This window comes from Pseudomonas sp. D3-27, from assembly GCF_051132165.1.
GTDB lineage: Bacteria > Pseudomonadota > Gammaproteobacteria > Pseudomonadales > Pseudomonadaceae > Aquipseudomonas.
Map to the genome: position 1 here is coordinate 860,425 of NZ_CP071667.1, position 15,187 is coordinate 875,611.

The following is a 15,187-nucleotide window of genomic DNA, read 5'->3' on the forward strand; positions in this document are numbered from 1 at the left end:
ATACTGGGCGACTTTTCGGGCCTGGTGGCCTGCGCGCGTGTGCACTCATGAGGAAACGCGGTGAAAAAAATCGCAGTGTTCGCCGATGTCCAGAACCTCTATTACACCGTGCGCCAAGCCTACGGCTGCCATTTCAACTATGCGGCGTTGTGGGCTGATGTCAGCAAACAGGGTCAGATCGTCGAGGCCTATGCCTATGCGATCGATCGCGGCGACAGCAAGCAACAACAATTCCAGCAGATCCTGCGCAACCTGGGTTTCACCGTGAAGCTCAAGCCCTATATCCAGCGCAGCGACGGCTCGGCCAAGGGCGACTGGGACGTGGGCATCACGCTGGACATCATGGACGCCGCCGATCACGTCGATGAGGTGGTGCTGGCCTCCGGCGACGGCGATTTCGACATGCTGCTCGAACGCATCATCAGCAAGCATGGCGTGCAGGCGGTGGCCTACGGTGTACCAGGGCTGACCGCCAACTCGCTGATCCGCGCCGTCAGCCGCTACGTGCCCATTGAAGGCGCGCTGCTGCTCAAGAACTGATCTTCAAGGAGCCCCACAGGTTTGGAACGCATCGCAGTCATCGACTTTGAAACCACCGGCATCACCCCGAGCAGCAGCTGCCGGGCCACCGAAATCGCCGTGGTGATCCTTGAACGGGGCCGGATCGTCGACCGTTATCAGAGCCTGATGAACGCGGGCGTTCACGTCCCGGCCTTCATTGAACAGCTCACCGGCATCAGCAACGCCATGTTGCGCAGCGCACCCCCGGCGGAAAAAGTGATGAACGAGGTCAACGAATTCGTCGGCATCACGCCGCTGCTGGCCCACAACGCCGCGTTCGACCAGAAGTTCTGGGATTTCGAATTGGGACGCATCAAGCGCACCCGCTTGCAGAACTTTGCCTGCTCGCTGTTGCTGGCCCGGCGCTTGATGCCAGCGGCGCCGAACCACAAGCTTGGCACCCTCAACACTTTCGCCGGCTTGCCCCACACCGGCCAGGCTCACCGCGCCATGGCCGACGCCGAAATGGCCGCCAACCTCACCGCGCACCTGGCCTCGGAACTGCGAGAAAAGCATGGGCTGCGGGCGTTGTCCCATGACTTGCTGTGCAGCTTGCAAAAAGTGCCGGCGGCGAAGATCGACGAACACCTCAAACGCCATCGCGGGTTCTGAATACACCGCGAAACCTTCCCACAGGATGGGTTGTGTTGATCTGAGATCTGTCGTGTCTTGAAAAGTGTATGGCTCGGATAAACAGATTTTGTAACTTAATTTCTGTCGATCGCCTTTTTAGAATGACAGGTTTCATCGTCCTGACTTCGAGCTGAACATGCCTGGCCCACGCCGTTTCCCCTTGCCTCTGATCGCTGCTTTTTTTGCCTTGTACGTCATCTGGGGTTCGACCTACCTGGTGATTCGCATTGGCGTCGAGCATTGGCCGCCGTTGCTGCTGGCCGGGATTCGCTTCATGATCGCCGGATCGCTGATGTACGGCTTCCTGCGCTGGCGCGGGGCGCCGGCACCGACCTGGGCGCAATGGAAGGCCGGGGCGCTCATCGGCGTGCTGTTGCTGACGTTCGGCAATGGTGCGGTGAGCATCGCCGAGCACATGGGCGTGGCGTCGGGGGTGGCGGCGTTGGCCGTGGCGACGGTGCCTTTGTTTACCTTGCTCTGTGGATATTTCTGGGGCGCGCGTAATACCCGTCTCGAATGGGCCGGTATTGTGTTGGGATTGATCGGCATCGCCATGCTCAACCTGGGCTCCAACCTGCAATCGAGCCCGTTGGGGGCGGCCTTGCTGGTGTTCGCGGCGGCTTCCTGGGCCTTCGGTTCGGTACTGAGCAAACATCTGCCGTTGCCGGCGGGAGCGATGGCCAGCGCCGTGGAGATGCTGGTGGCCGGCGTGGTGCTATTGATCGGCAGCTTTGCCAGCGGCGAACGTCTGGACCACATGCCGCCGCTGGAAGGCTGGTTCGCGCTGGTCTACCTGATCGGTTTCGGTTCGATCATTGCCTTCAACGCCTACATGTATCTGCTCAAGCATGTGCGCCCGGCCGCGGCCACCAGCTATGCCTACGTCAACCCGGCGGTGGCGGTGTTGCTGGGGATCGTCTTCGCCGGTGAGACCATTGGTATCGAGGAAGCCTTGGCGATGCTGGTGATCATCAGCGCCGTGGTGCTGATCGGTTTGCCCCAGTGGCGCAAGCCCAAGCCCGCACCGGCCGAATCCTGATTTAGGGTAAACTGCCGCGCATTGCACACCCTGCGCTGATTTTTCCTACGGTACCTCCATGACTTTCGCCACCCTTGGCCTGATCGAACCCCTGCTGCGCGCCCTCGAGACGCTCGGCTACCAGACTCCGACCCCGGTCCAGGCCCAAGCCATGCCGGCCGTGCTCGCCGGGCGCGACCTGATGGCCGCGGCCCAGACCGGCACCGGCAAGACCGCCGGTTTCGCCGTGCCGCTGTTGCAGTTGCTGACCACCGAAGGGCCGAAAGTCGCCGCCAACTCGGTGCGTGCGCTGATTTTGGTGCCGACCCGCGAGCTGGCCGAGCAGGTCCACGAAAGCGTGCGCCAATATGCGCAGCACTTGCCTTTGAGCACCTACGCCGTATATGGCGGTGTCAGCATCAACCCGCAGATGATGAAGTTGCGCAAAGGTGTCGACTTGCTGGTGGCCACGCCGGGCCGCTTGCTCGATCTGTTCCGCCAGAACGCGCTGAAGTTCAACCAATTGCAAACGCTGGTGCTGGACGAAGCCGACCGCATGCTCGACCTGGGTTTCTCCGAAGAGCTGGCGAACATCTACAAGGCATTGCCGAAGAAGCGCCAGACGCTGCTGTTCTCGGCGACCTTCTCCGATGCGATCCGCCTGTTGGCCGGGCAGATGCTCAACGACCCGCTGAGCATCGAAGTGAGCCCGCGCAACGTGGCTGCCAATACCGTCAAGCAATGGGTGGTGACGGTGGACAAGAAGCGCAAGCCGGAACTGTTCACTCACCTGATGCGCAAGCACAAGTGGAAGCAGGTGCTGGTGTTCGCCAAGACCCGCAACGGCGTCGATGCGCTGGTGGAAAAACTCCAGGGCCTCGGTGTGAATGCCGACGGCATCCACGGTGACAAACCCCAGGCGACCCGCCAGCGCGCGCTGGATCGCTTCAAGGCCAGCGAAGTGCAGATACTGGTAGCCACCGACGTCGCCGCCCGTGGCTTGGACATTGAGGACTTGCCGTTGGTGGTGAACTTTGACCTGCCAATCGTGGCCGAGGACTACATCCACCGCATCGGCCGTACGGGCCGGGCAGGTGCTACGGGCCAGGCGATTTCCCTGGTCTGCGCCGATGAAGTGAACCTGCTGTCGGCCATCGAGACCCTGACCCGTCAGACATTGCCGCGCCAGATGGAACAGGATTTCGAGCCTGAACACCGCGTGCCGGAGACCGATTCCAGCGGCCAGGTCATCAAAAAACCGAAGAAGCCGAAGAAACCAAAGACCTCCGGTGGCGGCGGCAAGCGCAATCTGGGCAAGTGGGTGGACAGTGGCGACGCTGCGCCTGTGGAACCTTCGGTCAAGCCTGTGCGCAAAGTGCCGGTCTTCAACACTGGGCCGCGTAAGCGTAAGCCTTGATATTGCTGCGCCTGATATACCGCTATCGCGAGCAAGCTCGCTCCCACAGTGGTGCTCAGGTGTTCACAGATCCTGAATGCACCACAGATCTTCTGTGGGAGCGAGCTTGCTCGCGATGGCCGCGCCCAGGTTTTCAATCCAGGCGCTGTAACCACTCCAGCATCCCCGACCCCGCCGCCCGGCCACTGGCAAAGCACGCCGTGAGCAGGTAGCCGCCGGTCGGCGCTTCCCAGTCGAGCATTTCCCCCGCGCAGAAAACGCCGGGTAATTGCTTGAGCATCAGCCGTTCGTCCAGCGCTTCGAAGGGCACGCCGCCGGCGCTGCTGATGGCTTCGTCCAGTGGACGGGTTTTCACCAGCGTGACCGGCAAGGCCTTGATCGCTTTCGCCAGCCGCGCCATGTCGGCGAAGCAATCGGCGGACGTCAGCTCGCGCAACAGCGCTGCCTTGACCCCGTCGAGCCCCAATTGACTGTGCAAGTGCTTGGCCATCGAGCGTGACCCGCGTGGTTTGTTCAAGGCCTGGAGGATTTTATCCACAGGCCGGCCTGGCAACAGGTCCAGATGAATGGTCGCTCTGCCGTGCTGGTTGATGGCCTCGCGAATCGCTGCCGACAGGGCATAGATCAAGCTGCCTTCGAGGCCGGTGGCGGTGATTACGCATTCGCCCAGGCGTGGCACATCGTCGTTGAGGCCGATGGCGATGTTCTTGAGCGGGGCACCGGCGAACTTGCCGATCATGAAGTCGCTCCAGGCGGCCACGTCGAATCCGCAATTGCTCGGTTGCAAGGGTGCCAACGCCACGCCGCGCTGTTCCAGCGACAGCATCCAGGCGCCATCGGAACCCAGGCGCGACCAACTGCCGCCGCCCAGCGCCAACAGCGTTGCGTCGGGGAACAAGGTTTTTTCACCGTCCGGGCTGGCGATGCGCAAGCCGCCGTCGGGGCTCCAGCCATGCCAGCGGTGGCGGGTGTGGATCACCACCCCGGCGTCCCGCAGGCGCTTGAGCCAGGCGCGCAGCAGTGGGGCGGCTTTCATGTCGGTCGGAAAGACGCGCCCCGAGCTGCCCACAAACGTGTCGATGCCCAGGCCCTGTATCCATTGGCACAACTCATCCGCGCCGAATGCCCGCAGCAGCGGGGCGATATTTGGCGAGCGTTCGCCGTAGCGGGACAGGAACGCCGGGAACGCTTCGGAGTGGGTGATGTTCATGCCGCCCACGCCCGCCAATAGAAATTTCCTGCCCACCGACGGCATGCTGTCGTACAGGTCGACCTGGACACCGGCCTGGCTCAACACCTCGGCTGCCATCAAGCCGGCGGGGCCGCCGCCGATGATGGCGATGTGTGGGGAGGAGGGCTGGGTGGTCGAGGTCATGGTGTGAACTGCGGAAACGAGGAATAGCGCGGCATTCTATCAGTACAAACTCCTGTGGGAGCGAGCCTGCTCGCGATAGCGGCGGATCAGTAACATCATGTCGACTGACATGCCCCTATCGCGAGCAGGCTCGCTCCCACATTTGCATGGGGTGCCTTCTGAATACGTGTTCAAAAAACAACCACATCTGCGCAAGCTATACGCGCCATAGGCTGTAAGCCGTTTCGCTCAGGTTATCCACAGGCCGCTCCACAGGCATTGTGGGTAAAGCGCCCAGATTTCAGTGACAGCCTGATGACGCCCAGACCTTTTGTGCGCTGTGGTGCAGGATTCCGTGGCGCCGGGCCAGGGCCTTGCGGTCCTTGCTGTAGCCCCCGCCGATGACGCCCACTACCGGAATGTCCCGCCCCAGGCAATGGCGCATGACGCTTTCGTCCCGGGCGGCGAGGCCTGCGTCGGTAAGTTTCAGGTAACCGAGGGCGTCATCCTTGTGTACGTCGACGCCGGCGTCGTACAGCACCAGGTCCGGCTGGTAGAGCGGCAGCAGATAATTGAGCGCATCGTCCACGACTTTAAGGTACGCAGCGTCTTCCATGCCCATCGGCAGTGGAATGTCCCAGTCACTCTGCGCCTTGCGTGCGGGAAAATTCTTTTCACAGTGCAGGGAAACTGTCACGGCGTCTGGAGTGTCATGGAGTATTCGAGCCGTACCGTCACCCTGGTGCACGTCGCAGTCGAAAATCAACACTCGCGAAACCCGGCCGCTGGCCAGGAAGTAGCGGCTGATCACGGCCAGGTCATTGAAAATGCAAAAGCCGGCCGGGTGGTCGTAGTGGGCGTGATGGGTGCCGCCGGCCAGATGACAGGCCAGTCCGTGTTCAAGCGCCTTTTCGGCGGCCAGGAGCGAGCCACCCACGGCGCGCACCGTTCGCCGCGCCAGGGCTTCGCTCCAGGGCAGGCCAAGTCGCCGTTGGTCTTCGCGGGACAACTCGCCGCCCATGTAGCGTTCGATATAAGCGCGATCATGGGCCAGGGCGAGAATCTCCGGCGGGCACAGGGCGGGACGCAGCAGGTCTGTGTCCCGGGCCAGGCCGCTCTCCACCAGGTGATCGCGCAGCAGGCGGAACTTGTCCATGGGGAAGCGGTGTTCCGCTGGGAACTCGGGGCTGTAGTCTTCGTGGTAGATCAACGGTAGCGGCATGGTGTTTTCAGTGGTGGTTGAGCCACGGATCCTACCAGCGATGTAGACTCTGGGGCATGGAAAGGGAGTGAAGATGGAGCCGATACTGGAACTGGAAAGCGCACGGTTGATACTGCGGCAATGGCGCGACGATGATTTGCCCACGTTCGCGGCCATGTCTGCCGATGCGCAAGTGATGCGTTATTTCCCGGCACCCTTGAGTCGCCTGGAAAGCGCTGCGTTGATCGGCCGCGTGCGCGGGCATTTTGCAGAGCATGGTTTTGGTTTGTGGGCGTTGGAGCGCAAGGATACTGGCGCTTTCATTGGCTTTACCGGGCTGGGCGTGGTCGGATTCGACGCGCATTTTACCCCGGCGGTGGAAATCGGCTGGCGCCTGGCCCGCGAGCATTGGGGGTTCGGCTATGCCAGCGAAGCGGCGTGGACGGCGTTGCGTTGCGCCTTCGACCGCCTGGGGCTGGACGAGGTGGTGGCGTTTACCGCCACCGACAACCTGCCGTCGCAGAAGGTCATGCAGGCCATCGGCATGCACCACGACCCGGCCGATGACTTCGAACATCCAAAGCTCGCGGTCGGTCATCCATTGCGTCACCATGTGCTCTATCGCATTGACCGAGAGCAGTGGTTGCAGACTCTGCACGGTTAGCCGACACGGACGTTACAATGCCCACCAAAATGGCCCGGGCCACTATCGATCCGCCGCCGCAGCGTAGACTGCGCGGTTTTTGCGCTGTGTGAGGAAAGTCTGAATGAGCCACGTGTTGGAAGATCTGGTCGACCTGCTGACCCTGGAACCGATCGAAGAGAACCTGTTTCGCGGTCGTAGCCAGGACCTGGGGTTTCGCCAGTTGTTCGGCGGCCAGGTATTGGGCCAATCGTTGTCGGCGGCCAGCCAGACCGTGGAAGAGGCGCGCCACGTGCATTCGATGCATGGTTATTTTCTGCGTCCGGGCGATGCGGCCCTGCCGGTGGTCTATCAGGTAGACCGCGTACGGGACGGCGGGAGTTTCAGTACCCGGCGGGTCACGGCGATTCAAAAGGGCAATCCGATCTTCACCTGCAGCGCATCGTTCCAATATGACGAGCAGGGTTTCGAGCACCAGAGCACCATGCCGCAAGTCGTCGGGCCGGAGAACCTGCCGTCCGAGCTGGAGCTGACCCAGCAGCGCGCCCATCTGCTGCCCGAGCACATGCGCGAAAAACTGCTTTGCCCCAAGCCGATCGAGGTGCGTCCGGTCACCGAAAAAGACCCTTACAACCCGCAACCGGCCGATCCGGTCAAATACGTGTGGTTCCGTGCCGATGGCGCCTTGGCGGACATCCCGGCCCTGCACAAATACCTGCTGGCCTACGCGTCGGATTTCGGCCTGTTGACCACCTCGCTGCTGCCCCACGGCAAGTCGGTGTGGCACAAGGATATGCAGGTCGCCAGTCTTGACCACGCGTTGTGGTTCCATGCCGACCTGCGCGCCGATGACTGGTTGCTCTATGCCATGGACAGCCCGTGGGCCGGAAATTCCCGTGGATTCTCCCGAGGCAGCGTGTTCAACCGCGCCGGGCAGTTGGTGGCATCGGTGACCCAGGAAGGCCTCATCCGCCATCGCAAGGACTGGGCATGAGCCTGTCCGATGTGCGCCATTGGGTGTTCGACATGGATGGCACGCTGACCATTGCCGTGCATGATTTCGCCGCGATCCGCGTCGCCCTGGCGATTCCGGCCGAAGACGACATCCTTACGCACCTGGCGGCATTGCCCGCGGAAGAAGCCGCCGCCAAGCACGCCTGGTTGCTGGAGCACGAACGGGACCTGGCGCTGGGCTCCAAGCCCGCGCCGGGGGCGGTCGAATTGGTGCGTGAGCTGGCCGGGCGTGGGTACCGCCTGGGCATCCTGACCCGCAATGCCCGCGAGCTGGCGCATATCACCCTCGAAGCCATCGGCCTGGCTGACTGTTTTGCGGTGCAAGACGTGCTGGGCCGCGACGAGGCACCGCCCAAACCGCACCCCGGTGGCCTGTTGAAACTGGCCGAGGCGTGGGAAGTGGCGCCCGGCTCGATGGTGATGGTGGGGGATTACCGCTTTGACCTGGACTGCGGCCGTGCAGCGGGGGCGCGGACGGTGTTGGTGAACCTGCCGGACAATCCCTGGCCTGAATTGACGGACTGGCATGCGCGGGATTGCGAGGAGTTGCGGCGGATGTTGTCGGCTTGAGAGGTCGGTTGGCTGATTGATCGTCATCGCGAGCAAGCTCGCTCCCACAAGGAGATTTCCGTCGAGCGCAAGATTTGTGTCTGCACCAGGCCCACTGTGGGAGCGAGCTTGCTCGCGATGAGGCCCGATACGCCGCCACAAGACTTACTGCCCAAACAATACTTGTAGCCCCTCCGGCGAGTTGAACATCCCATCCCCATCATGCCCAACCCCTGGCACTTCGATCAGCCGCTGGTTGAGTCCTTGCGGATGGCGCCGCGTCAGGTAGTCGAAAAAGAAATGCCCGCGCAGTAAGCGATACGCCCCTTGGGTCTGAGCCTCGCAGCCTTTGTCCAGCGCCGGATGCTCCGGGTCGATGTCCCGTTGTCCCAGCAAATAAGTGATGTCGCGCTTGATGTATTGATCTTCGAGCTGCGTGGCGGTTTGTCCGGACGCATAGGCGGGCAGGTACTCCAAGCCATATTTCCAGCGATTGAAAGCCGGGCAACTGGCCGGGTCGAACGCCATGGGCCGTAGCGCGTCAAGATAGGCATACGACGATGGATTGGCGATGACGAACCGAGGTGCGATGCGATACGTGCCGTGGGCGAGCAGGGCGTAGCGCTGCACCACCTGGGCGCCACCGGAATGGCCGGCGATGACGATTTCCTTCACTTCTGGAAACTGCTGTCGGTCGCTGACCCGCGCCACGATGTCGTCCAGCACTTGAAATGAACTGACCGGATTCGGTCCGATGGACAAGCCGCCCGCCATCCAGTCGTTGCCTTGCCAGCGCAGGAGGTCGGCGGGCAACTGATGACGTGCCGCATCCAGTTCGTTGAGAAACTGCGGGGCGATGATCAACGTCGTGGTCGATTGACCGGCCTGCGCGGCGGCCTTTTCACCGCTGTGAAGGTAGGTGTCGGCATTGCGCAGCCGACCGTGAAGGATGATCAACACCCGCTCGATCGAAGCCGGCGGCGGGCTCACGGCAACGGCCATGATCCCGCCCTTGAGCAGCAGGCGCCCCTGGGCGACCGCCTGGACGCCGTGTTCCTCGGCCTGGGAAACGGCGCAACAGAGCACCAGCCCGATCAACGCCGCCCACTTCATCTACAGGTTTTTCGCTGCGAAGGTGTCGCACTGGCTGACCTGGCCCTGGGCGAAACCGGTCTTGAACCAGCGCACCCGCTGGGCCGAAGTGCCGTGGGTGAAGGAGTCCGGCACAACGCGGCCCTGGCCTTGCTGCTGGAGGCGGTCGTCGCCGATGGCATTGGCGGCGGTCAAGGCTTCCTCGATGTCCCCTGGCTCAAGCCAGTTGAGGCGTTTCTGCGCGTGATTGGCCCAGACGCCGGCCAGGCAATCGGCCTGCAATTCCTGGCGCACCAGCAAACCGCCGTCGCCTTCCATTTGCCGGCCTTGCTGGCGCGCCTCCTGGATTTTCGCCGACACGCCGAGCAGGGTCTGCACGTGGTGGCCGACCTCGTGGGCGATGACGTAGGCTTGGGCGAAGTCCCCGGCGGCGGAAAAACGCTGGGACATTTCATGGAAGAAACTCATATCCAGGTAGACCTGTCGGTCTGCCGGGCAATAGAATGGTCCGGTGGCCGAGGATGCCAGGCCGCATGCAGAATTGACCCGACCGCTGAACAACACCAGCTTCGGTTGCTGGTACTGGCGCCCGGCCTGCTGGAAGACCTGGCCCCATGTGTCCTCGGTATCACCCAAAATCGAGCGCACGAATTCCGCCTGCTCATCGTTGGCCGGTGGCGCCTGGCGGGATTGCGAAGAGGTGGGCGCGGAACCTTGTTCCATCTGCCCGGTGAGTTGTCCGAGAATCTGCATCGGGTCCTGGCCGGTGATCCAGCCGATGCCGACGATGAGGATGATGGCCGTCAGGCTCAGCCCCTTGCCACCGCCGAAACGCATCCCGCCGCCGCCCCCACCGTCACCCCGGGCATCCACCACGTTGTCACTGCGGCGACCTTTTTTCCATAACATGTGGGAAATCCTCTGAATGGCCCTGCGAAGAAATGACTGCCGTGGCGATGAGTCTAGCCTTCAGGCGTTCAAGGCGCGCGTCGCGCTTGAGCAGTCAGGCAACCGCCGGGGATTTTGGTTCATCGGCGAGCCGATCCTGTCCGGCTGTGGATTTTTCATTACACTTGGGATCCAGAACTTATCGGAACCCTCGCTGGCCCAATAACTGCACTGTGCGTCCGGCCTCAATATCAAGCAATGCAGGTTTCCTTCATGACCATCAGCACTCCGCTCTCCGGCGTCAATCAGGCTTTCAAGGGCATCGTGCTTATTCTGGTCGCAACGTTTTTGTTCTCCAGTCACGATGCGTTGTCCAAATATCTCTCGGGTTTCTATCCCATCATCATGGTGGTATGGGCCCGTTACGTGGTGCACACCTTGTTGATGGCGGGTATTTTCCTGCCACGTTCGGGGTTGCGGGTGCTGCGTACCAAGCGCCCGTTGTGGCAGGTTGCCCGGGCTTTATGCCTGTTAGGCACCAGTTTGTTTTTTACCACCTCGCTGATGTTCATCCCATTGGCGGAGGCGACGGCGGTCAACTTCCTCGCCCCCGTGCTGGTCACGGCATTGTCGGTACCGCTGCTGGGCGAGCATGTGACACGTGGTCAGTGGATCGCGGTGATCTTCGGTTTCATCGGGGTGTTGATCATTGTTCACCCCGGTGGCGATTTGTTCACGCCGGCGGTGTTGTTGCCGTTCTGTTCGGCGCTGTTCTTCTGCTTCTATCAACTGCTCACGCGCAAACTCGCCGAGATAGACAGCCCCACCACCAGCAATTTTTTCGCCGGACTGTGCAATACGCTAGTGATGAGCGCCTTGGTGCCGTTCTTCTGGCAGGTGCCGAGCGTGACCCACGGCTTGATGATGTTGGCGCTGGGGGCGTGCGGGATGACCGCGCATTTGATGCTGACCCAGGCTTTCCGCTTCGCCGCCCCGGCGCTGCTTGCGCCGTTCGGGTATTGCCAGATCATCTTTGCCGGGCTGCTGGGCTGGTTGTTTTTCAGCCATACGCCGACGCTGACGACGGTGGTGGGTATTACGCTGATCTGCTTGAGCGGGTTGGCGGCGGCGTGGCAACAGCGGCGCAGATAACGGGCTGCACACACCCCTGAGGGTTGGCGCTGACGTTTGTGGCGAGGGAGCTTGCTGCCGCTGGGCTGCGAAGCGGCCCTCGCTTTTTTGCGATCGCTGCGCAATCGAGCGGGAGCAAGCTCCCTCGCCACGGGGCGTTATAGCCCCATCAATTTTCCAGGGTAGGCACCTTGCGCGGCGCCATGAAGTACATCCAGGCCAGCGCGATGAAGTACATCGCCGGGATCAGGGTGAACAGCACGGTGTAGTTGTTGTTAGTGATGGTGAGGATGTGCCCCACCAACTGAGTCATGAACATCCCGCCGATGGCCGCGCACATGCCGCCGAAGCCGAACACCGTGCTCATCATGTGCTTGGGCGTGTAGTCCATGACCAGGCTCCAGATGTTCGCGGTCCAGGCCTGGTGCGCGCCGATGGCCAGGGAAATCGCAAGTACCGCCACCCACAAACTGCTGGAGCCGGCCGCCATGATCACCCCGACAATGCAGCAAGCGAACAGCAGCATGGACATCAGTCGCGCCTTGATCGGATTGACCCCGCGGCCGATCAGGAATGACGACAGGATCCCCCCGCCGACACTGCCAAAATCGGCGGTCAGGTAAATGATGATCAATGGGATGCCCATCTGGGTCACGTTGATGCCCAGGTTGTATTGCTGGTTCAGGAACGGCGGCAGCCAGTAAAGGTAGAACCAGAACACCGGCGCGGTGATCGAGTAGGCCAGGGCGAATGCCCAGGTGCCGCGCATGCGCAGGATGCGGGAGAACGGAACACTTACCGGGTCCGGTTCTTCCTGGGCCTGGATGTAGTCCAGTTCCGACTGCTTCACGCTCGGGTGGTCTTCGGGGTTGAAGTATTTCAGGCCCCAGAACACCAGCCAGATACCGCCCAGGGCCGCCATGCACAGGAACGCGGCCTGCCAGCCCCAGACGTGCAGGATCAGCGGCAGGAGCATTGGGGTGAACATCGCGCCGACGTTGGTCCCGGCATTGAAGATGCCGGTGGCCACGGCGCGTTCGCCCGCCGGGAACCACAACCGCGTGGTTTTCACGCAGGCCGGGTAGTTGGCGGCTTCGGTCAGGCCAAGGATGAAGCGGCAGACCATGAAGCCCACCGCCGAGGTAGCCAAGCCGTGGGCGCCGGTCGCCAGGCTCCAGAGCAGCACGGCGCAGAAGAACACGCGCTTGACGCCGATTTTGTCGATCAACCGCCCTTGCAGCACGAAACCGACCGCGTAACCGACCTGGAACCAGAAATTGATATTGGCGTAGTCCATCGCCGTCCAGCTCATCTCCTTCGCCAGGATCGGCTGCATGACTCCGAGGGCGGCGCGGTCGATGTAGTTCAGGGTCGTGGCGAAAAATACCAGGGCGAGCATGCCCCAACGGGTCTTGCCCACGGCCATCGCGCCACGGATCTTGTCGCCGATGCCACCGCTGGCGACAACCGGGCCGTGGGCCAGGCGGGAACTTTGGGAAGGAATCATAGGGTCACCCGTTCTTGAAATTCTTATGGCGTGGTCTGGGTCTGCATTGAGGCTTGGCAACAATGTGATGTCGATGGTGGGCAGTGGACAAAAAATCGTCAATTCGCTGATCGGGCATAGTGTTCGATAATCGCCCAAAAAACTAACCGGATGGTACATATTAAATTGCCCAAAGAAACCGGCAGCTCAATAATCCCCCGACTTTTTTAAAAAGCGGCGCATTTTTTGTAGCCGACGCCAGTCCCGGGAGCCGAAGTCATGCAGCGTTCCATTGCCACTGTTTCCTTGAGCGGTACCCTGCCGGAAAAACTCGAAGCCATTGCCGCCGCCGGTTTTGACGGTGTGGAGATTTTCGAGAACGATCTCCTTTACTACGACGGCAGCCCTCGGGAAATCAGGCAGATGTGCGCCGACCTGGGCATTGCCATCACGCTGTTCCAACCCTTTCGAGATTTTGAAGGGTGCCGCCGGGATCGCCTGGCGCGCAACCTGGAGCGAGCCGAGCGTAAGTTCGACTTGATGCAGGAGTTGGGCACCGACCTGGTGCTGGTGTGCAGCAATGCTTCGGCCGACAGCGTCGGCGACGAACGGATACTGATCGATGACCTGCGGCTGCTGGCCGAGCGGGCCGGCGCCCGAGGCTTGCGCATCGGTTATGAAGCGTTGGCCTGGGGCCGGCACGTCAATACCTATCAACAGGTCTGGGACATCGTCCGCCAAGCCGATCACCCGAACCTGGGCGTGCTGCTCGACAGTTTCCATACCTTGTCGCTCAAGGGCGACCCCAGCGCCATCGCCGAGATTCCAGGCGAGAAAATCTTCTTCGTGCAAATGGCCGATGCGCCGATCCTGGCGATGGACGTCCTGGAATGGAGCCGGCACTTCCGTTGTTTCCCGGGTCAGGGCGAATTCGATTTGCCGGGATTCCTCGCGCCGATCATCAAGAGCGGCTATACCGGGCCGCTGTCGCTGGAAATCTTCAACGACGGCTTTCGCGCCGCGCCGCCCAGGGCCAATGCAGCCGATGGGTTGCGTTCACTGCTGTACCTGGAAGAGAAGACGCGCCAGCGCCTGGCCGAGGAAGCGCCCGCGCAGACGCCTGAAATTCTGTTCGAGACCCCTGCGGCCAGCGAATACAACGGCATCGAGTTCCTTGAATTTGCCGTGGACGACAATCTCGGCGCCAAGCTCGCCCATTGGCTGGAGCGCCTGGGCTTCGTCAAGGCCGGCCAGCATCGCTCCAAGAACGTCAGCCTGTTGCGCCAGGGCGATATCAACCTGATCCTCAATTGCGAGCCGTATTCCTTCGCCCATAGTTTTTTCGAGGCCCACGGCCCTTCGCTGTGCGCCATGGCGGTACGCGTCAAGGACAGCACCAGCGCCCTGAAACGGGCCGTGGCCTACAAGGGCCAGCCGTATCGCGGGCTCGTCGGGCCCAATGAACTGGAGCTGGCGGCGGTACGCGCGCCGGACAGCAGCCTGATCTACCTGGTGGATCAGGACGCCGACGTCTACGGCACCGACTTCAATCTGCAGCCCGCTGCCGCCATCGGCGCCGGGCTCAAGCGCATCGACCACATGGCGATGGCCCTGCCGGCCGACAGCCTCGACAGCTGGGTGCTGTTCTACAAGAGCCTGCTGGACTTCGAGGCCGACGACGAAGTGGTACTGCCGGACCCGTATGGCCTGGTGAAAAGCCGTGCGCTGCGCAGCCGCTGCAGCTCGATTCGCTTGCCGTTGAACATTTCCGAGAACCGCAACACCGCAATCTCACATGCGCTGTCGAGTTATCGCGGTTCCGGCGTGCATCACATCGCCTTCGATTGCGATGACATCTTTGCCCAGGTCAGTTGTGCCAAGGAGGCCGGGGTGCCGTTGCTGGACATCCCCCTCAATTACTACGACGACCTGGCGGCGCGTTTCGATTTCGACGATGAGTTCCTCAGCGAGCTGGCATACTTCAACGTGCTGTACGACCGGGATGCCCAGGGTGGCGAGCTGTTTCATGTCTATACCGAGCCGTTCGAAGGGCGTTTCTTCTTCGAAATCATCCAGCGCAAGAACGGTTACGCGGGGTACGGCGCCGCCAACGTCGCGGTGCGCCTGGCGGCCATGGCCAAGTCCCGCAGTGGCGGCGTGCGGCACGCCAAGTTGTAGGGAAATCGTAACGAGGGCGGTA

General features: G+C 61.9%; 14 protein-coding genes. 9 read left to right on the plus strand and 5 right to left on the minus strand.

Annotated features, from left to right (window positions below; translation table 11 throughout):
- Window positions 1–60 precede the first annotated feature (60 nt).
- The 4 genes from J3P92_RS03990 (at window position 61) to J3P92_RS04005 (ending at window position 3,629) form a co-directional block, all read left to right on the plus strand.
- Complete coding sequence (locus tag J3P92_RS03990; RefSeq protein ID WP_434649952.1) at window positions 61–540, plus strand: NYN domain-containing protein; 480 nt, start codon at window positions 61–63, stop codon at window positions 538–540.
- A 21-nt stretch (window positions 541–561) separates the two neighbouring features.
- Window positions 562–1,173 carry a 3'-5' exonuclease gene (locus J3P92_RS03995; protein ID WP_434649953.1) on the plus strand — a complete coding sequence of 204 codons (612 nt, stop codon included), beginning with the start codon at window positions 562–564 and terminating at the stop codon, window positions 1,171–1,173.
- A gap of 157 nt (window positions 1,174–1,330) precedes the next feature.
- Entirely contained in the window at window positions 1,331–2,233 is a 903-nt protein-coding gene (gene yedA, locus J3P92_RS04000) for a drug/metabolite exporter YedA (RefSeq protein WP_434649954.1), read from the plus strand.
- A gap of 58 nt (window positions 2,234–2,291) precedes the next feature.
- The gene (locus J3P92_RS04005; RefSeq protein WP_434649955.1) at window positions 2,292–3,629 is read left to right on the plus strand and encodes a DEAD/DEAH box helicase; all 1,338 of its coding nucleotides are present in this window, start codon (window positions 2,292–2,294) and stop codon (window positions 3,627–3,629) included.
- 133 nt (window positions 3,630–3,762) lie between these two features.
- Here the strand turns inward: J3P92_RS04005 and J3P92_RS04010 are convergent, their stop codons facing one another.
- Window positions 3,763–5,004: a TIGR03862 family flavoprotein gene (locus tag J3P92_RS04010; protein ID WP_434649956.1), complete on the minus strand. Its 1,242-nt coding sequence runs from the start codon at window positions 5,002–5,004 to the stop codon at window positions 3,763–3,765.
- Between the two features lie 280 nt (window positions 5,005–5,284).
- Window positions 5,285–6,205 carry a histone deacetylase family protein gene (locus tag J3P92_RS04015; RefSeq protein ID WP_434649957.1) on the minus strand — a complete coding sequence of 307 codons (921 nt, stop codon included), beginning with the start codon at window positions 6,203–6,205 and terminating at the stop codon, window positions 5,285–5,287.
- 73 nt (window positions 6,206–6,278) lie between these two features.
- On the opposite strand from J3P92_RS04015, the gene J3P92_RS04020 reads away from it, so the two are divergent.
- The 3 genes from J3P92_RS04020 (at window position 6,279) to J3P92_RS04030 (ending at window position 8,411) form a co-directional block, all read left to right on the plus strand.
- Entirely contained in the window at window positions 6,279–6,848 is a 570-nt protein-coding gene (locus tag J3P92_RS04020) for a GNAT family N-acetyltransferase (RefSeq protein ID WP_434609436.1), read from the plus strand.
- A gap of 103 nt (window positions 6,849–6,951) precedes the next feature.
- Window positions 6,952–7,821 (plus strand): acyl-CoA thioesterase II, encoded by an 870-nt coding sequence (gene tesB / locus J3P92_RS04025; RefSeq protein WP_181289449.1) that lies wholly within the window; start codon window positions 6,952–6,954, stop codon window positions 7,819–7,821.
- Entirely contained in the window at window positions 7,818–8,411 is a 594-nt protein-coding gene (locus J3P92_RS04030; RefSeq protein ID WP_420767297.1) for an HAD family hydrolase, read from the plus strand. The genes tesB and J3P92_RS04030 overlap by 4 nt, the downstream gene beginning before the upstream one ends.
- 144 nt (window positions 8,412–8,555) lie before the next feature.
- Here the strand turns inward: J3P92_RS04030 and J3P92_RS04035 are convergent, their stop codons facing one another.
- Window positions 8,556–9,503, minus strand: coding sequence for an alpha/beta hydrolase (locus tag J3P92_RS04035; RefSeq protein ID WP_434649958.1), 948 nt, complete (start codon window positions 9,501–9,503; stop codon window positions 8,556–8,558).
- Complete coding sequence (gene ypfJ, locus J3P92_RS04040; RefSeq protein WP_420767295.1) at window positions 9,504–10,391, minus strand: KPN_02809 family neutral zinc metallopeptidase; 888 nt, start codon at window positions 10,389–10,391, stop codon at window positions 9,504–9,506.
- 252 nt (window positions 10,392–10,643) lie between these two features.
- Between ypfJ and J3P92_RS04045 the strand changes: the two genes are divergently transcribed.
- Window positions 10,644–11,522 (plus strand): DMT family transporter, encoded by an 879-nt coding sequence (locus tag J3P92_RS04045; protein ID WP_249873253.1) that lies wholly within the window; start codon window positions 10,644–10,646, stop codon window positions 11,520–11,522.
- A gap of 148 nt (window positions 11,523–11,670) precedes the next feature.
- On the opposite strand, the gene J3P92_RS04050 is transcribed toward J3P92_RS04045, so the two are convergent.
- Window positions 11,671–13,008: an MFS transporter gene (locus J3P92_RS04050; RefSeq protein WP_434609446.1), complete on the minus strand. Its 1,338-nt coding sequence runs from the start codon at window positions 13,006–13,008 to the stop codon at window positions 11,671–11,673.
- A gap of 258 nt (window positions 13,009–13,266) precedes the next feature.
- Here J3P92_RS04050 and quiC point away from each other — a divergent pair, with 258 nt between their 5' ends.
- The gene (quiC, locus tag J3P92_RS04055) at window positions 13,267–15,165 is read left to right on the plus strand and encodes a 3-dehydroshikimate dehydratase QuiC (protein WP_434609449.1); all 1,899 of its coding nucleotides are present in this window, start codon (window positions 13,267–13,269) and stop codon (window positions 15,163–15,165) included.
- Window positions 15,166–15,187: the final 22 nt, after the last annotated feature.